This window comes from Rhizobium sophoriradicis, from assembly GCF_025200795.1.
Taxonomy (GTDB): Bacteria; Pseudomonadota; Alphaproteobacteria; order Rhizobiales; family Rhizobiaceae; genus Rhizobium; species Rhizobium sophoriradicis.
The window spans coordinates 4,456,595-4,473,443 of the sequence record NZ_CP104152.1 but is presented as its reverse complement, the minus strand read 5'-3'; the positions used below and the strand labels follow the sequence as shown (position 1 = coordinate 4,473,443).

At 63.2% G+C, this 16,849-nt stretch carries 20 protein-coding genes; 13 read left to right on the top strand and 7 right to left on the bottom strand.

What is annotated here, in order from left to right; genetic code table 11:
* Nucleotides 1–30 precede the first annotated feature (30 nt).
* Together dut and N2597_RS21875 are read left to right on the top strand one after the other, a co-directional pair.
* Nucleotides 31–501 carry a dUTP diphosphatase gene (gene dut / locus N2597_RS21880; RefSeq protein ID WP_096763052.1) on the top strand — a complete coding sequence of 157 codons (471 nt, stop codon included), beginning with the start codon at nucleotides 31–33 and terminating at the stop codon, nucleotides 499–501.
* Entirely contained in the window at nucleotides 501–1,400 is a 900-nt protein-coding gene (locus N2597_RS21875) for a GNAT family N-acetyltransferase (protein WP_183599503.1), read from the top strand. Before dut ends, N2597_RS21875 begins: the two co-directional genes overlap by 1 nt.
* Before the next feature lie 15 nt (nucleotides 1,401–1,415).
* Here the strand turns inward: N2597_RS21875 and N2597_RS21870 are convergent, their stop codons facing one another.
* Nucleotides 1,416–1,880 carry an Lrp/AsnC family transcriptional regulator gene (locus tag N2597_RS21870; protein WP_096763054.1) on the bottom strand — a complete coding sequence of 155 codons (465 nt, stop codon included), beginning with the start codon at nucleotides 1,878–1,880 and terminating at the stop codon, nucleotides 1,416–1,418.
* Nucleotides 1,881–1,991: 111 nt separating this feature from the next.
* On the opposite strand from N2597_RS21870, the gene N2597_RS21865 reads away from it, so the two are divergent.
* The 3 genes from N2597_RS21865 to cysK all read left to right on the top strand — a co-directional run bounded on the left by N2597_RS21865 (nucleotide 1,992) and on the right by cysK (nucleotide 4,734).
* Nucleotides 1,992–2,894 (top strand): DMT family transporter, encoded by a 903-nt coding sequence (locus tag N2597_RS21865; protein WP_183599501.1) that lies wholly within the window; start codon nucleotides 1,992–1,994, stop codon nucleotides 2,892–2,894.
* A 116-nt stretch (nucleotides 2,895–3,010) separates the two neighbouring features.
* Entirely contained in the window at nucleotides 3,011–3,628 is a 618-nt protein-coding gene (locus N2597_RS21860; protein ID WP_096763055.1) for a LysE family translocator, read from the top strand.
* Nucleotides 3,629–3,771: 143 nt separating this feature from the next.
* Complete coding sequence (gene cysK / locus N2597_RS21855; RefSeq protein WP_183599499.1) at nucleotides 3,772–4,734, top strand: cysteine synthase A; 963 nt, start codon at nucleotides 3,772–3,774, stop codon at nucleotides 4,732–4,734.
* 177 nt (nucleotides 4,735–4,911) lie between these two features.
* On the opposite strand, the gene N2597_RS21850 is transcribed toward cysK, so the two are convergent.
* The 5 genes from N2597_RS21850 to rsmI all read right to left on the bottom strand — a co-directional run bounded on the left by N2597_RS21850 (nucleotide 4,912) and on the right by rsmI (nucleotide 9,619).
* Nucleotides 4,912–6,444 (bottom strand): YifB family Mg chelatase-like AAA ATPase, encoded by a 1,533-nt coding sequence (locus tag N2597_RS21850; protein ID WP_183599497.1) that lies wholly within the window; start codon nucleotides 6,442–6,444, stop codon nucleotides 4,912–4,914.
* Nucleotides 6,445–6,620: 176 nt separating this feature from the next.
* On the bottom strand, nucleotides 6,621–7,568 hold the full coding sequence (gene gshB, locus N2597_RS21845) for a glutathione synthase (RefSeq protein ID WP_183599495.1): 948 nt from the start codon (nucleotides 7,566–7,568) through the stop codon (nucleotides 6,621–6,623).
* 88 nt (nucleotides 7,569–7,656) lie between these two features.
* Nucleotides 7,657–8,160: a cupin domain-containing protein gene (locus N2597_RS21840; RefSeq protein ID WP_183599493.1), complete on the bottom strand. Its 504-nt coding sequence runs from the start codon at nucleotides 8,158–8,160 to the stop codon at nucleotides 7,657–7,659.
* Between the two features lie 183 nt (nucleotides 8,161–8,343).
* Nucleotides 8,344–8,712 carry a YraN family protein gene (locus tag N2597_RS21835; protein WP_096763061.1) on the bottom strand — a complete coding sequence of 123 codons (369 nt, stop codon included), beginning with the start codon at nucleotides 8,710–8,712 and terminating at the stop codon, nucleotides 8,344–8,346.
* A complete protein-coding gene (gene rsmI / locus N2597_RS21830) occupies nucleotides 8,702–9,619 on the bottom strand; it encodes a 16S rRNA (cytidine(1402)-2'-O)-methyltransferase (RefSeq protein ID WP_183599491.1) in 918 nt (305 codons plus the stop codon). The genes N2597_RS21835 and rsmI overlap by 11 nt, the downstream gene beginning before the upstream one ends.
* Nucleotides 9,620–9,878: 259 nt before the next feature.
* Between rsmI and dnaN the strand changes: the two genes are divergently transcribed.
* The 8 genes from dnaN (at nucleotide 9,879) to N2597_RS21790 (ending at nucleotide 15,789) form a co-directional block, all read left to right on the top strand.
* Nucleotides 9,879–10,997 carry a DNA polymerase III subunit beta gene (gene dnaN / locus N2597_RS21825; RefSeq protein ID WP_183599489.1) on the top strand — a complete coding sequence of 373 codons (1,119 nt, stop codon included), beginning with the start codon at nucleotides 9,879–9,881 and terminating at the stop codon, nucleotides 10,995–10,997.
* Nucleotides 10,998–11,054: 57 nt separating this feature from the next.
* Complete coding sequence (locus tag N2597_RS21820) at nucleotides 11,055–11,960, top strand: DUF72 domain-containing protein (protein WP_183599487.1); 906 nt, start codon at nucleotides 11,055–11,057, stop codon at nucleotides 11,958–11,960.
* 95 nt (nucleotides 11,961–12,055) lie between these two features.
* A complete protein-coding gene (pmtA, locus tag N2597_RS21815) occupies nucleotides 12,056–12,655 on the top strand; it encodes a phospholipid N-methyltransferase PmtA (protein WP_038686360.1) in 600 nt (199 codons plus the stop codon).
* A gap of 1 nt (nucleotide 12,656) precedes the next feature.
* Nucleotides 12,657–13,238 (top strand): histidine phosphatase family protein, encoded by a 582-nt coding sequence (locus tag N2597_RS21810; protein WP_038686358.1) that lies wholly within the window; start codon nucleotides 12,657–12,659, stop codon nucleotides 13,236–13,238.
* A gap of 6 nt (nucleotides 13,239–13,244) precedes the next feature.
* A complete protein-coding gene (gene pyrF / locus N2597_RS21805; protein WP_038686356.1) occupies nucleotides 13,245–13,952 on the top strand; it encodes an orotidine-5'-phosphate decarboxylase in 708 nt (235 codons plus the stop codon).
* A gap of 22 nt (nucleotides 13,953–13,974) precedes the next feature.
* On the top strand, nucleotides 13,975–14,262 hold the full coding sequence (locus N2597_RS21800; protein ID WP_096763063.1) for a DUF1330 domain-containing protein: 288 nt from the start codon (nucleotides 13,975–13,977) through the stop codon (nucleotides 14,260–14,262).
* A gap of 111 nt (nucleotides 14,263–14,373) precedes the next feature.
* On the top strand, nucleotides 14,374–15,354 hold the full coding sequence (locus N2597_RS21795; protein ID WP_183599485.1) for a complex I NDUFA9 subunit family protein: 981 nt from the start codon (nucleotides 14,374–14,376) through the stop codon (nucleotides 15,352–15,354).
* A gap of 282 nt (nucleotides 15,355–15,636) precedes the next feature.
* Nucleotides 15,637–15,789, top strand: coding sequence for a hypothetical protein (locus tag N2597_RS21790; protein ID WP_003570911.1), 153 nt, complete (start codon nucleotides 15,637–15,639; stop codon nucleotides 15,787–15,789).
* A gap of 238 nt (nucleotides 15,790–16,027) precedes the next feature.
* On the opposite strand, the gene N2597_RS21785 is transcribed toward N2597_RS21790, so the two are convergent.
* Nucleotides 16,028–16,825, bottom strand: a complete 798-nt coding sequence (locus N2597_RS21785) for an undecaprenyl-diphosphate phosphatase (RefSeq protein ID WP_038686350.1) — start codon at nucleotides 16,823–16,825, stop codon at nucleotides 16,028–16,030.
* Nucleotides 16,826–16,849: the final 24 nt, after the last annotated feature.

The window sequence follows — 16,849 nt, the reverse complement described above, 5'->3', positions numbered from 1 at the left end:
CTCGGCGCTGCGGGCGCAAACTAATGGGCCATGACCGTTCATCACGATATCAGCCCGACGCTGAACCTGATCCGCCTGGCCAATGGCGAAGGCCTCGACCTGCCCGTCTATGAAAGCAAGGGGGCGGCCGGCATGGACCTGCGCGCCGCCGTCGACGCGGATGCGCCGCTGACGCTTGCGCCCGGCAAGCGGGCGCTGGTGCCGACCGGCTTCATTTTCGAGATCCCCGAGGGTTTCGAAGGTCAGATTCGGCCGCGCTCCGGCCTTGCCTTCAAGCACGGCATCACCTGCCTCAACTCACCCGGCACCGTCGACAGCGACTATCGCGGCGAAGTGAAGGTGCTGCTCGCCAATCTCGGCGAGGAAGCCTTCGTCATCGAGCGCGGCATGCGCATCGCCCAGATGGTGATCGCGCCGGTGACCCAGGCGCGGGTGGCCGAGATATCAGCGGCAAGCGAAACCGCCCGCGGCGCCGGCGGCTTCGGCTCCACCGGCGTGTAATGAGAAAGCGCCTCGACAGCGCGGGCCTCACCTTCCGACAGGCGTATTTCGGTGATCCCGCCGGCTGGGCTGCGCTTATCCGCCTGCTCCAGGATATTTTCGGCATCGATATCGGCCCGCTGCAACAGCTTGGCGGCCCCGATCCCACCAGCATGCCGTTCGGCTGGTTTGACGCCGGCGGCGAGCTTGCGGCCAATCTCTCGGCCTTTGCATTGCCCTTCGTCCTCAACGGCCGGATCGTCCATGCCGCCGGGCTGCAATCGGGCGCGGTGCGGCCGCAGTGGCGCGGCCGCGGGCTTTATCGCGATCTGACGGTGAAGGCGCTCGACTGGTGCGAGCGGCAGGGCTTCGAAGCCATTCTCCTCTATACCGACAAGCCTTCGCTTTATGAGGCGTACGGTTTCCGCGCGATACCACTGAACCGATATGAGGGAACGGCACCCGCCCCTGCGATTGGGGCCGCACCCGCTCGGCCGCTTTTGCCGGCGAATGCGGACGACCTCGCCCTGCTGCAATTGCTGCTGAAAGCACGCAGCCCGGTTTCGACGACGCTCTCGGTGACTACAAATGCGGCGATGTTTCTCATCAACACGCATCTCGATCCCGATGTCCGCATCGGCTTCCTGGAAGGCTGCCAGGCAGTCATCGCCTGGAAGATGGATGGGTCAGGCCGCTTCAGCCTTCTCGATGTCGTGGCAGCGGAGATCCCGTCGCTTGCCGCGATCCTCTGCGGGCTCGACATTGCCTCGGCGACCGTCGAGGTGCTCTTCCGGCCGGACAAGCTCGGCTGGACGGGCGCGCCGCAGCCGTTTGAAAGCGGAACGGTGCTGATGCTGCGCGGGCTCGGCGACGATGACCCGCATTTTCCTGCGATGCTGTCGCCGATGGCGGATTTCTAGCCCGTTTCGCCGCTCTTATTTGGCGCGTGACAGCGGCGGCAGGCGGCGCTTGACCGGCGAGGCTTTGATCATCGCGGTGTTGGTCTCGGCGCGTTCGGCGACCCTGTCCAGGAGGCCGTCGAGTTCCGCCATCGAGCGGATGACCAGGCGGGCGATGAAGCAATCCTCGCCGGTCACCTTGTCGCATTCAACGATTTCAGGAATTTCCTGAATAAGGCGCTCGACGATATGCAACTGCCCCGGCAGCGGTCGCACGCGGACGATGGCCTGCAGGGGATAACCGACGGCGGCAGGATCGAGATCGATGGTAAAGGCCTTGATGACGCCGCGCTCCTCCAGCCGGCGCAGGCGCTCGGCAGCGCTTGGCGAGGAAAGCCCCACCTGCTGTGCCAGCTCCTTCAGCGAGATCCGGGCATTGCCGGCCAGCGCTTCGAGAATGGCCTGATCGATTTCATCAAGCGGCTGGGCATCGTTAGGCATTAGCTTAACATTTCCTTTTATTATTAGGCCAAGGCGCCGAAGTTCATTCCTATCTTTATATAATTTTGCTTGCCGCCGCAATATTATCATTTCACCAAAACGGAGGCGATCATGAGCGGCGACATCAAAAGAGGCACGGCGGAAATGACGGCAGCGATGCTGATCTCGGGGACGATCGGCTGGTTCGTCGTCATGTCGGGCCAGCCGGTCAGCGGCGTCGTCTTCTGGCGCTGCCTGTTCGGCGCGCTGACCCTGCTTGTCATTTGCGGCGCGCTCGGGCTGCTGCGGCCGGGCATCCTCACGCTGCGCGCCTTCGCCATCGCCGTCCTCGGCGGCATCGCCATCGTCGTCAACTGGCTGCTGCTCTTCGCCTCCTACTCGCATGCGACGATCTCGATCGCCACCACCGTCTACAACACCCAGCCCTTCATGCTGCTGGCGCTCGGCGCGCTGTTTCTCGGCGAGAAGATCACCGCCGCCAAGCTGTTCTGGCTGACGCTCGCCTTTGCCGGCATGATGGCGATCGTCCAGGCAAAACCGGGCGGAAGCGGCGATACGTTCGAGAGCTACGGCCTCGGCATCCTGATGGCGCTGGGCGCGGCCTTCTTCTACGCGCTCGCAGCGCTTGCCGCGAAGTGGCTGAAGGGCACGCCGCCGCATCTGATCGCGCTGATCCAGGTCGCAACCGGCATGCTGATGCTGGCGCCGATGACCGATTTTTCGCAGCCACCTCAGGATGCCGGAAGCTGGGCAATCCTCGTTTCCATCGGCGTCGTCCATACGGGGCTGATGTATGTGCTGCTCTACGGCGCCATCCAGCGGCTGCCGACCCATCTGACCGGGGCCTTGTCCTTCCTCTATCCGATCGCCGCCATCCTCGTCGACCGGCTGGCCTTCGGCCACGCACTGCAGCCGATGCAGATTGCGGGCGCCGCCATCATTCTCTTGGCTGCGGCCGGCATGAATCTCGGCTGGACGCCGCGCTGGCTGCGGCTGCGGGCGCTTCAGGGCTGACGACAGGCGGGCAGGCACAGGGCGGCAGGCATTTCTTCTGGTGATGGACCCATCAACGCCGGCCGATTGATGGCAAGGCTGACCGGATATAAAACACCGGGAAAAAGGAGCCACCCATGAGCCTTGCCGCCTTGCTTGCCTATGCCGGAGCGCTGTTCATCGCAGCCGCCATTCCCGGACCCGGGATTACCGCCATCGTCGCCCGCGCGCTCGGCTCGAACTTCCGCGAGACCTTCTTCATGGGTCTCGGCCTGGTGCTCGGCGACATGACCTATCTCACCGCCGTCATTCTCGGCCTTGCCTTCGTGGCGCAGACCTTTACCGAGGTCTTCCTCATCATCAAGATCGCTGGTGCCCTCTATCTCGCCTATATCGCCTGGAAACTCTGGACGGCGGGGCTGCTGCCGCAGGACATCGCGGCGAAGAAATCCAGCAATATCGGCCTGTCCTTCCTCTCCGGCTTGCTGGTGACGCTCGGCAATCCGAAGACGATGCTCTTCTATGTCGCTTTGGCGCCGACGCTGATCGATATCGGCAATATCAGCCTCGGCGACTATGCGATGCTGCTCGCGGTCACCTTCGTCGTGCTGATATCAGTCCTCGTGCCCTATATGCTGCTCGCCTCGCGGGCCCGCACGATGCTGAAACAGCCGCGCGCCCTGCAGGCGCTGAACCGGGTTGCGGCCGGCATCCTGGCCGGCACGGCCGCCTTCATCGCCACGCGGGCGGCCTGAAATAAACATCCGCCAAGAAACGGTTTTCAAAGCTTTTTTTCTTCGCCTCCGGCTCTCCCGGCATCAACGCGGGCTGGCCTCATTCGACCTTTGCCCCTATTCTCCTTTCGATTTCAGGGACCGAAGTCCAAAGGGAGGCACCCATGTCGCACAAGCCCGGCCGCGGCCGCATCTATTCCTCGATCACCGAGACCATCGGCAATACGCCGCTCGTGCGCTTCGACAAGCTGGCGCGGGAAAAGGGCGTGGTGGCCAATCTGATCGGCAAGCTCGAATTCTTCAATCCGATCGCCTCGGTCAAGGACCGCATCGGCGTGGCGATGATCGAAAGCCTGGAAGCGCAGGGCAGGATCACTCCCGGCAAGTCGGTGCTGATCGAGCCGACCTCCGGCAACACCGGCATCGCCCTCGCCTTTGCCGCCGCCGCCAAGGGCTACCGGCTGATCCTCACCATGCCGGAAACCATGTCGGTCGAGCGCCGCAAGATGCTGGCGCTGCTCGGCGCCGAGCTGGTGCTGACCGAGGGCGCCAAGGGCATGAAGGGCGCGATCGCCAAGGCCGAGGAACTGGCGGAATCGCTTCCCGACGCCATCATTCCGCAGCAGTTCGAAAACCCCGCCAATCCGGAAATCCACCGCAAGACGACCGCCGAGGAAATCTGGAACGATACCGACGGCACGGTCGACATCCTCGTCTCCGGCATCGGCACCGGCGGCACCATCACCGGCGTCGGCCAGGTGCTGAAAAGCCACAAGCCCGACATCCAGATCATCGCCGTCGAGCCCGCCGATTCCCCCATTCTCTCCGGCGGCAATCCCGGCCCGCACAAAATCCAGGGCATCGGCGCCGGCTTCGCGCCGAAGATCCTCGACACCGGCATCTATGACGAAGTCGTCACCGTCACCAACGACGAGGCCTTCGAACAGGCCCGCCTCGTCGCCCGGCTCGAAGGCGTGCCGGTCGGCATTTCCTCGGGTGCGGCACTGACCGCGGCGATCAAGGTCGGCAGCCGTCCGGAGAACGCCGGCAAGAACATCGTCGTGATCATCCCGTCGTTTGCCGAGCGTTATCTCTCGACGGCGTTGTTCGAGGGGCTGGGGAGCTGAGGCGCGAACCGAATAGCGAATAGGGAATAGGGAATAGGGAATAGGGAATAGGGAATAGGGAATAGGGAATAGGGAATAGGGAATAGGGAATAGGGAATAGGGAATAGGGAGCGGCCTGTTTGGTGTCAGGCCAGTCAATAACTATTCACCATTCGCTACTCGCTATTCGCTTCTATCTCACGCTGCCGCCGTCAGCCTCTCCCCCGCGATCCGGTAAGAAATTGCCTCGGCCAGATGCATCCGTCCGACCGCCGGCTTGCCGTCGAGATCGGCAAGGGTGCGGGCGACCTTGAGGACGCGGTGGTAGCCGCGGGCGGAGAATTTCATTTTTTCGGCGGCGTCGCGCAAGAGCTGCAGGCCGCCGGCGTCGGGCTCAGCGAGTTTCTCGATCATCGCGGTGGAGCAGCGGGCATTGGTGCCGATGCCCTTGGCGCCGGCGGCTTCGAAGCGCTGTTGCTGGAGTTCGCGGGCGCGGGCGACGCGGCGGGCGACGTCGGCGCTCGCCTCAGCCGCAATCGGCCGGATGAGATCGGCGGCAGAGACGGCCGGCACGTCGATGCGGATATCGATGCGGTCCATCAGCGGGCCGGAGATGCGGGCCTGGTAATCGCTCATGCAACGCGGGCCGCGGGCGCAGGTATGGCCGGGTTCGCCGGCCATGCCGCAGCGGCAGGGGTTCATCGCGGCGATCAACTGGAATTTCGCCGGATAGGAGACGCGGTGATTGGCGCGGGCAATGACGCATTCGCCGCCTTCGAGCGGCTGGCGTAGCGCGTCCAGCGCCTGCGGCGTGAATTCCGGAAATTCGTCGAGAAAGAGCACGCCGTGATGGGCAAGCGAGGCTTCGCCGGGACGGGCGCGCAGGCCGCCGCCGACGAGGGCGGCCATGGTGGCGGAATGATGCGGGGTGCGGAAGGGCCGGCGGTCGGAAAGCTTGCCGCCGGAGAGCTCACCGGCGATCGAATGCACCATCGAGACCTCAAGCAGTTCGGCAGCCGAAAGCGGCGGCAGGATCGACGGCAGCCTTGCCGCCAGCATCGACTTGCCGGAGCCGGGAGGGCCGACCATCAACAGATTATGGCCGCCGGCGGCTGCGACCTCGAGGGCGCGCTTGGCACTTTCCTGGCCCTTGATCTCGGCGAGATCCGGCAGGTTGGCGGCATTGGCGCGGATCGACGCCTCCGGCCGCGACAGCACCTGAGTGCCGCGGAAATGATTGGCAAGGGCGATCAGGCTGCGGGGTGCGAGGATATTGACCTCGGCGCCGGCCCAGGCGGCCTCGGCGCCACTTTCGGCCGGGCAGATCAGCCCCTTGCCGAGCGCATTGGCGCCGATCGCCGCCGGCAGCGCGCCTGCAATGGCGGCGATCGTGCCGTCGAGATTGAGCTCGCCGACCACGACATAGTCCGACAGCGCATCGGCGGGAATGGCGCCAAGCGCCGCCATCAAGGCGAGCGCGATCGGCAGATCGAAATGCGAGCCTTCCTTCGGCAGATCGGCCGGCGCCAGATTGACGGTCACCCGCTTTGCCGGCAGCGCCAGACCGGAGGCATGAAGCGCGGCCTGCACCCGCTCGCGGCTTTCGGCCACCGCCTTGTCGGGCAGGCCGACGATCTGCATGCCGATCTTGCCGGGCGCGATCATGACCTGGACCTCGACCGGCACGCCTTCTATGCCCTGGAATGCCACCGTACTGACACGCGCGACCATATGCCCGTCCCCTGCCCCAAACTCTGGTACCGCCCGCAACCCTTCAGGGCTAGCGGTTGCAATCTGGCATAGAAGCGTGAATAAAACAAGAACAATGAAGGAACGTATTTGGATATAGGCTGTGACCGGGGTTGTAGCCGATCACAGCAGGGGCGCGGGGTCGCGGCGCTGCAGGATCAGCCGCGCTTGCGCTCGATTGCATCCCATAGCAGGGCTGCAATATCGGCGCCGCAGAATTTTTTTACCTCGCGGATGCCTGTGGGCGAGGTGACGTTGATCTCGGTCATATAATCGCCGATCACGTCGATGCCGACGAGCAGGAAGCCGCGTTCCCTCAGCGCCGGGCCGATGCGTTCGCAAATTTCCTTTTCGCGCGGCGTCAGCTCGGTCGCCTCGGCGCGGCCGCCGACATGCATGTTGGAGCGGCTGTCATGCTCGGCCGGGACGCGGTTGATGGCGCCGGCGAATTCGCCGTCGACCAGGATGATGCGCTTGTCGCCCTTGCGCACGTCGGGCAGATATTGCTGGGCGATGAAGGGCTCGCGGAACATCTGGCCGAACATTTCCAGCAGCGAGGAGAGATTGCGGTCATCGCGGGTCGAATGGAAGACCCCGGCGCCGCCATTGCCGTAGAGCGGCTTCAGGATGATATCGCCCATCTCGTCGCGGAAGCGGCGGATTTCGGCCGGATCCTTGGTGATCAGCGTCTTCGGCATCAGGTCGGAGAATTCGGTGACGAAGATCTTCTCCGGCGAATTGCGCACCCAGGCCGGATCGTTGACGACAAGCGTCTTCGGGTGAATGCGCTCGAGCAGGTGCGTCGAAGTGATATAGGCCATGTCGAAAGGCGGGTCCTGGCGCAGCAGCACCACATCCATGGTGGAAAGATCGATCCGCTCGGGTGTACCGAGTTCGAAGTGATCGCCCTTGACGTCGCGCAGCAGCATCGGCTCGACGCTGGCAAAAAGCTTGCCGTCGCGGAAGCTCAGCCGGTCGGGGGTGTAGTGGAACAGCCGGTAGCCGCGCGCCTGGGCTTCCAGGCTCATGGCGAAGGTGGAATCACCTGCGATATTGATGCCGGCGACATGATCCATCTGGACCGCTACATTGGTGATCTTGGCCATTTCCGTCCCTCGCTGAATGCCGGACAGATGTAGGTCGGCCCGGTATCAAACGCAACGGTCAATCAAGGCTTGCGACCGCCGCCGGTGGTCAGGCGGCAATGCCCTGGTTGCCGCTATTGCGCAGCAGGTTGCGCAGGCGATAGGCGATCGCCAAGGGCTTCGGGAAGGGCTTGCGCAAGAAGGCGACCTTGCGGACGTAATTGTCGACCCGCCAGCTTGCCCAGGTTCCGCCGGCGAAAAAGGCGACGTCGCCGGTGCACAAGGTTCGTTCGGTGCCGTCCTCGGCGGTGATATGGACCTCGCCTTCGAGGATCATTACCGTCTCGTCCCAGCCGAAAAACCATCGGAATTCGCCCGCAGTGCAGTCCCAGATCGCCGTCAGCGAGGCCTCGTCATGGCCGCGCGAATGTTCGGCGGTGCGCGCCTCAGGATTGCCGCTGATAATCCAGTCGGGATTGATCGGCGTCGATTTCAGCGGCAGCAGGTCGCTCGCATGGGCGATGAAGGATTTGCCGGCCGGCTTCGCCACGGCATAAGGCACCGAACGCGCGGCCATGGCGACCGCACTTGCAAACATCAGCTTCCAAGCCATGAAACAACCCCCAATTCTTGCCCCTACAGAGATTGCCATAGCGGAGAGTCGTAAGAAGCCGGTTCAAATCGAAACTAAAATTTTAGCGATCCGAAGGCTTGGCGAAGCGGGGAATGACTAAAGCTCTTTGATTTTATGCATGTCGTTGTCCCGGAACCGCTGCACACTTCCGGGCGACATGCATTAAAACGCGTCCGGAAAATGGCGCGGCAGCCGGCCGGGCGTGACCGCGACGATATCATAGCGCTGGGAAAGACGGGCCTGATCGGCCTGGCGGGCGAGCCAGAGATCGCTTGCCGCCCTTATCCGCTTCTGGGCGGCGGCGGAGACGGCGTCGACGGCCGCGGCCTCGCCGTGGCGGGCCTTGACCTCGACGAAGACGGCGAGATCGCCCTTGCGGGCAACAATATCGATCTCGCCGAGCCGGGTGCGGTGGCGCAGCGCCAGGATGCGGTAGCCCTTCAGCATCAGGAAGATGGCGGCGACATATTCCGACATCAGGCCGCGGCGCAGCGCCTTTCTTCGGACGGCAGTGAGGTCGTTATCGCCCATCGGCGCCCTTCATCTCCAAGAGGCGCTGATAGAGCGCCTTGCGCGGCAGGCCGGTGAGACGGGCGGCCTCGGTGGCGGCCTTTGCGGTCGGCATCGACTTGGAGAGATCGGCAAGCACGGCCTCGACATCGGCCTCCGGCGTTTCCACGGGCTGCGGCGGACCGACGACAAGAACGATCTCGCCCTTGACGTTGTCCACCTCTTGATAATGCGCAGCGAGCTCCGCCAACGTGCCGCGGCGAAACTCCTCATAGGTCTTGGTCAGCTCGCGGCAGACGGAGGCCGGCCGCGTACCGCCCAGCACATCGGCGGCAGCGAGGAGCGTGGCGCCGATGCGATGCGGCGATTCAAAGAAGATCAGTGTCGCGGGGGCAGCGGCAAGGTCGCCGAGGCGGTCGCGGCGGGCCTTATCCTTGGCCGGCAGAAAACCGGCGAAGAGGAAGGCGTCGTTCGGCAGGCCGGAGCCGACAAGCGCTGCAAGCGGCGCCGAGGCGCCGGGGATGGGGACGACACGATAGCCGGCCGCGATCGCCTGCTGTGCCAGCCGATAGCCGGGGTCGGAAACCAGCGGCGTGCCGGCATCCGACACCAGCGCCACCGAGCGGCCGGCTTCGAGCGCCTGGAGGAGCCGCGGACCAGCCTCGTCGGCATTGTGCTCGTGATAGGCGAAAGGACGGTTCTGGATGCCGTAGCGGTCAAGCAACACGCGGGTGACGCGTGTATCCTCGCAGGCGAGAACGTCGGCGCCGGCCAGCGTTTCCAGCGCGCGCAGCGTGATGTCGCCGAGATTGCCGATCGGCGTGGCGACGAGATAGAGCGCCGGCTCCAGCGGCCGCGCCGGCACCGCCATATTGTGCAGGCGGAAACTTCGCCGCGTGGCCGTCTCCGCCGTCGTTTCCTCGTTCATGCCCTTTGCTTTCGTCCCGCCGTCGTCGAGCCTTATGGGGGAACATTTATGGGCGAGCCACGGCGCTTCGGCAAGGGTTCGGATTTCTGTGAGGATTGCTCCGGAAAACCGGAAATGCAGGCGTCCGGCCGCCTATGCCTCTTGCAAACCGGTGCTGAAGTCTGCCATTTTGCCCGTCCACTCCCCCGACCTCAATCGGGAAAGCATTCTTCGGGTGCTCGATGCGCCCGACAGTCACGGTCGAAAGCGGTAGCATCCCATGCGTATTACTATTGAGCGGTCAAACCTGTTGAAATCGCTGAACCACGTCCACCGCGTGGTCGAACGTCGCAATACGATCCCGATCCTGTCCAACGTACTGCTCAAGGCCGACGGCCAGAACCTCGACATGAAGGCGACCGACCTCGACCTCGAGATCACCGAGGCGACGCCTGCCAGCGTCGAACAGGCCGGCGCCACCACCGTTCCCGCCCATCTTCTCTACGATATCGTGCGCAAGCTTTCCGACGGCTCGGAAGTGCTGCTGGCGACCAGCACCGACGGCGGCTCGATGACCGTGCAGTCCGGCCGCTCGAAATTCTCGCTGCAGTGCCTGCCGGAATCCGATTTTCCCGACCTGACCGCCGGCACCTTCACCCATTCCTTCAAGCTGAAGGCGTCCGATCTGAAGATGCTGATCGACCGCACGCAGTTCGCCATCTCGACCGAGGAGACGCGGTATTACCTCAACGGCATCTTCTTCCACACGATCGAGAGCAACGGCGAGCTGAAGCTCAGGGCAGTCGCGACCGACGGCCACCGGCTGGCGCGCGCCGATGTCGACGCGCCCTCCGGCTCCGAGGGCATGCCGGGCATCATTATTCCGCGCAAGACGGTCGGCGAGCTGCAGAAGCTGGTCGACAATCCGGAAACGATCGTCACCGTCGAGGTTTCCGACGCCAAAATCCGCATGACGATCGGCTCGATCGTCATGACCTCGAAGCTGATCGACGGCACCTTCCCTGACTATCAGCGCGTCATCCCCACCGGCAACGACAAGGAAATGCGCGTCGACTGCACGAGCTTCGCCCAAGCCGTCGACCGCGTCTCGACCATCTCTTCCGAGCGCGGCCGCGCCGTGAAGCTGGCGCTCTCCGAGGGGCAGCTGATGCTGACCGTCAACAATCCCGATTCCGGCAGCGCAACGGAAGAAGTCGCCGTCGGCTACGACACCGATGCGATGGAAATCGGCTTCAATGCCAAGTACCTGCTCGACATCACCGCGCAGCTTTCCGGCGAGGAAGCGATTTTCCTGCTGGCCGATGCCGGCTCGCCGACGCTAATCCGTGACACGGCCGGCGACGATGCGCTTTATGTGCTGATGCCGATGCGCGTCTGACGGGAACGAAGGCGGCCGCTTTCGGTTTTTCCTCCTGTCCAGCAGGAGGATCCCAGCATGAAAAAGACGGGAGTGGTGCGCATCGGCATATCCGGCTGGACTTATGCGCCTTGGCGCGGACAATTCTATCCGGAAGACCTGCCGCAGAAGCAGGAGCTTTCCTACGCCGCACGTCACTTCCGTTCGATCGAGATCAACGGCACCTTCTACGGATTGCAGAAGCCCGATAGCTTCGGCCGCTGGCGGGACGAAACGCCTGATGATTTCGTCTTTGCGGTCAAAGGGCCGCGCTTCATCACCCATTTGCGGCGGCTGAAGGAGATCGAGGCGCCGCTTGCCAATTTCTTCGCCTCTGGGCTGCTCAGGCTCGGCCCCAAGCTCGGGCCGATCCTCTGGCAATTCCCGCCGAACATGGCCTTCGATCCCGATCGCTTCGACACCTTCCTGTCGCTGCTGCCGCACGATCACGACGCGGCAATAGCGCTTTCGAAGCGGCATGACGAGCGCCTTAAACAGGCCTGGCTCAAAAGCGACGGGCACCAGCCGATCCGCCATGCGCTCGAAATCCGCAACGATAGCTTCCGCTCCGCCGCGTTCATCGACATGCTCCGGCGACACAAGGTCGCGCTCGTCTGCGCCGACACGGTAAAATGGCCGCTGCTGATGGATATTACCGCCGACTTCATCTATTGCCGGCTGCATGGTTCCGAACAACTCTATGTCAGCGGCTATGAAGACGAAGCGCTCAATATATGGGCAGAGCGCATCCGCGCCTGGACAGGCGGCGGAGAGCCTGACAATGCGACGCGCGTTCTGGATCCCCTGCCGAGGCGCGCCAGGGGCCGCGACGTCTATCTCTATTTCGACAATACCGACAAGAAACTGCGCGCACCGATCGACGCCGGTCACCTGGCCGAAAGACTTGCCGATCTCATGCCGCATTCCCATCGAAACGCCGCATGAGCTGTTGATGCAAATGTCCTTGTTGCGAAAATCCTTGTCGCGAGAGCGACAAGCAGCATAATAACACAGTCGATCAACGTGCGGATGGGTGGAGAATGCGCTTACGGGTCAAGGTGAAGGAACATTTCGGCAAGAGATTCGATGAGGAAATCCGCTTCTTCCGCGGCATGATGCAGGGGCCGAAGACGGTAGGCTCGATCGTGCCGACCTCCTCGATCACCGCCAGGCGCATGGCCAGCGTCATCGACATGCATTCGGGGCTGCCGGTCCTCGAACTCGGCCCTGGCACGGGCGCCATCACCAAAGCGATCCTCGGCCGCGGCGTGAAGCCGGACAATCTGGTGGCGATCGAATATTCGACGGACTTCCACCAGCACCTGCTGCGAACCTATCCGGGCGTGCACTTCATCAACGGCGACGCCTTCGATCTCAAGACCACGCTTGGCGCGTTCAGCGACCAGACATTCGATTGCGTCATCTCCTGCATTCCGCTGCTGAACTTCCCGATGGCGATGCGCATCGCGCTGCTGGAAAGCCTGCTCGACCGCGTGCCTACCGGCCGGCCGGTGGTGCAAATCTCCTATGGCGCGATCTCGCCGATCGCCGCCAATCCCGACCGTTACCACATCCAGCATTTCGACTTCGTCATGCGCAACATTCCGCCGGCGCAGCTCTGGATCTATAAGCGCGGCTGAGATGTTCGGGATCTATATCACCCATCCGCAAGTCAGGATCGATGCCAACGTGCCGGTGCCGAAATGGGGGCTTTCCGATGTCGGCGCGGCACGTGCCCGCAAAGCGGCCGAGAGCGGCTGGTCGAGGCTATTGCGACGCATCGTCTCCAGCGACGAGACAAAGGCGATCGAGACGGCCGAGATATTGGCGGAAGCCTCCGGTGTGACGATCGAGATCGTCCATGGCATGCACGAGAACGACCGCTCGGCCACCGGCTTTCTGCCGCCGCCGCAATTCGAAGAGGCGGCCAACTGGTTTTTTGCGCATCCGGAAGAAAGCTTCAAAGGCTGGGAGCGTGCCGTCGATGCGCAGGCCCGAATCGTCGAAGCGGTGAATACGGTTCTCGCCACGCATGATGCAACTGCGCCCATTGCCTTCGTCGGCCATGGCGGCGTCGGCACACTGCTCAAATGCCATCTGGCGGGCAGGCCGATCGGCCGCGATCGCGATCAGCCGCCTGGCGGCGGCAATCTCTACGCCTTCGGCCTTGCGGATCGCCATTTATCATGCGACTGGACACCCATCGAAGACTGGCGGGGGTGAGTTGAAATGGACGCACGCGAGCGGTTGATCGTCGGCCTGGATGTTCCAACGATCGGCGAGGCGGAAAGATTGGTTTCCACGCTCGGCGACGACATTCTCTTCTATAAGATCGGCTATCAGCTCGTTTTTGCCGGCGGTCTGGAATTCGCCCGCGATCTTGCCGCAAGCGGCAAGAAGATCTTTCTCGACATGAAGCTGCTCGACATCGACAACACCGTTGCTTCGGGTGTCGAGAACATCGCCAAAATGGGAATGTCGATGCTGACGCTGCATGCCTATCCCAAAGCAATGAAGGCGGCGGTTGAGGCGGCGGCCGGCTCCGGCCTCTGTCTGCTCGGGGTCACCGTGCTCACCTCGATGGATGCCGATGATCTTATCGACGCCGGCTACAGCCAGGATCCACACAGCCTGGTGCTGCGCCGCGCCGCTCAGGCGCGTGCGGCCGGCATGGGTGGTATCGTCTGTTCGGCAGCGGAAGCGGCCGAAGTGCGCGAGGTCCTTGGACCCGACATGGCGATCGTCACACCCGGCATTCGCCCGACCGGCAGCGACCATGGCGACCAGAAGCGGGTGATGACGCCGTTCGACGCATTGAAGGCGGGGGCAACCCACCTCGTCGTCGCCCGTCCGATCGTCAAAGCGCCCGATCCCCGGCATGCCGCCCGCGCCGTCCTCAATGAGATGGTCGGCGCGCTCTGGCCGGCAAACCGCTGACGAGAACCAAAGGGAGAAGATCATGGCCAAGGGATATTGGATTGCCCGCGTCGACGTTCGCGATGCCGAGCGCTACAAGGACTATGTGGCGGCGGCCAAGCCCGCCTTCGAAAGATACGGCGCGAATTTCCTGGCGCGCGGCGGCGCGATCACCGAGCTCGAAGGAAGGTCCCGCGCCCGCAACGTCGTGATCGAATTCGCGTCGATGCAGCATGCGGTCGACTGCTACAACTCGCCGGAGTACCAGATCGCCGCCAAAATCCGCCAGGAAGCGGCGGATGCGGAAATGGTCGTCGTCGAAGGCGTCTGAAGCACCCTCGCATGCGCAAAACTCGGCGCGCGATGGGCCTTCCCGTCGCGCTGGGATTGGGCTAAGACGGAGCCGATACAGCATCCCGCACAGCCTTTCGAGGAGCCTGCCATGACCCTTGCCAACCTGCCGCCGCTCGTCACCGTGTTCGGAGGGTCCGGCTTCGTGGGCAGGCACGTGGTCCGGGCGCTTGCCAAGCGTGGCTATCGCATCCGCGTCGCGGTACGACGCCCCGATCTCGCCGGCTTCCTGCAGCCGCTCGGCAATGTCGGCCAGATTTCCTTCGTGCAGGCGAACCTGCGTTACCGGAATTCGATCGACCGCGCCGTCGAGGGTGCAAGCCACGTCGTCAACTGCGTCGGCATTCTGCACGAGACCGGCCGCAACACTTTCGACGCCGTGCAGGAATTCGGCGCCCGCGCGGTCGCCGAGGCGGCACGCAATGCCGGCGCGAGCCTCGCCCATATTTCGGCGATCGGCGCCAACGCCAATTCCGATTCGGACTATTGCCGCACCAAGGGCCGCGCCGAAACGGCCATCCTCTCCATCAAGCCCGATGCGGTGATCTTCCGCCCCTCGATCGTCTTCGGGCCGGAAGACAGCTTCTTCAACAAATTTGCCGACATGGCGCGCATGTCGCCGGTCCTGCCGCTCATCGGCGGCGGCAAGACGAAGTTCCAGCCTGTTTATGTCGAGGACGTCGCCGAGGCGGTCGCCCGCGCCGTCGACGGCAAGGTACCCTCCGGCAAGGTCTATGAACTTGGCGGGCCCGAGGTGCTGAGCTTCCGCGAATGTCTCGAGACGATGCTGAAGGTGACGAGCCGCAAGAACCCGTTCATCTCCCTGCCCTTCGGCATCGCGTCGATGATCGGCAGCATCGCCTCGCTGATCCCGTTCGTGACGCCGCCGATCACCCCGGACCAGGTGCGCCTGCTCAAGCGCGACAATGTCGTCTCCGCCGAAGCCGAAGCGGAAGGCCGCACGCTGAAGGGCCTCGGCATTGCGCCGACCATGGTGGCCTCGGTGCTCGAATCCTACCTGGTGCAGTATCGTCCGCACGGCCAGTACACCGGCTCCGGCAAGGCTGCCTGAACAACTTGCTGCCTTCGACACAGCGCCGTTCGCGCATAGCGCGGACGGCGTTTTTGCGTGTTCGCCTGAAGCAAAGGCGGCGCAAGTCCCAAATGTTGTCGTGCCGGTCATATCAAGTGCAGTTGCATAAAAGACGCAGCGGAAATTTTGTGGAATTAACGCCAAATTTAGCAGGAACGTTTATTGCTATTTGCCATTCCACTGACTACCAAACCCCGCGCGTCTCCAACGGACTCGACGCCTGCGAAAGCGTGCGGCAATCACTGTGAAAGGCATTTCTCGATGGGCAAGTCAATCGCGCTCCTGTTTGCGTGTGCGGCGCTGGTTATCCTTGCAGGCTCCTTCGTAGCGTCCGGTTCGGTCGCAGCGGTAAAGGGCGGCTGCTCGCCGGCCTACGGCGTCGATCCTTGCTCGACGGCTTCGATCAGCCATTGACGAAAAGGCCGGGTCTCGACGCCGGCCTCATAGAGACAGATAGCGGCCGGAGCGTCTGAATCAGGACGTTCCCAAATGAACGCTTCGTCTTGGCGGCTTCAAAGCAGCGGATACTTACTCTCTCAAACATTACCAGCTGGACCGTTTGCGCCTGTCGCTTGCAAGTCACTTCGCGACATCTGACGGGCAATTGCATCCGCGCCTGGGAGATGCGCGAATGCAATGCGGTGGAGACGGTTCAGGCGATCAGGCCTGTTGTGGCCATGCCGAGCAGCAAAACGCCGAGAATGATGCGGTAGACGGCAAACAGCGTGAAGCGGTTGCTCCTGATATAGGCGAGCAGCCATTTGACCGCGATGAAGGCGACGATGGTGGAGACGACGAAGGCGATGGCGAGCGCCGTCCAGTCTTCGCCGGCCGCGCCGCCGTCCTTGAAGGTCTTCAGCAGTTCATAGCCGCTTGCGGCATACATTGTGGGGATGCCTACGAGGAAGGCGAATTCCGTCGCCGCGGCGCGGTTGCCGGTGCCGGCGAGCATGGCGACGAAGATCGTGGCGCCGGAGCGCGAGGTTCCCGGAAAGACGCCGGCAACGATCTGGGCAATGCCGACCAGGATGGCGACGAGCCAGGTGATCTCCTTATGAGGCGCCTTACGCGCGGCCGCCCATTCGGCAAAAATCATCCAGATGCCGCCGATGATCAGCGCCCAGGCAATCGGCGTCGCAGTCTCCGGCAGTTCAAAGCCGAGTCTCTTAACGACGAACCCAAGGATTGCGGTGATGAGAAAGGCGACAATCAGCTTGGCGGCATAGTCACGGTTCGCCGGCTCGCGCCAGCCGAGCACCAGATCTAGCAGGCGACGCCAGTAGATGATGGTCACCGCCAGGATGGCGCCGGCTTGAATGACAATGTTGAACATGTCCGACCGATGGCCGAGCCATTGCTCCGCAATGATGAGATGGCCGGTGCTCGAGATCGGCAGAAACTCGGTGATCCCCTCGATGACACCGAGAAGGACGGCATTGATATAGTCCATAAATTGTCTCCGGTTTAAATGTCA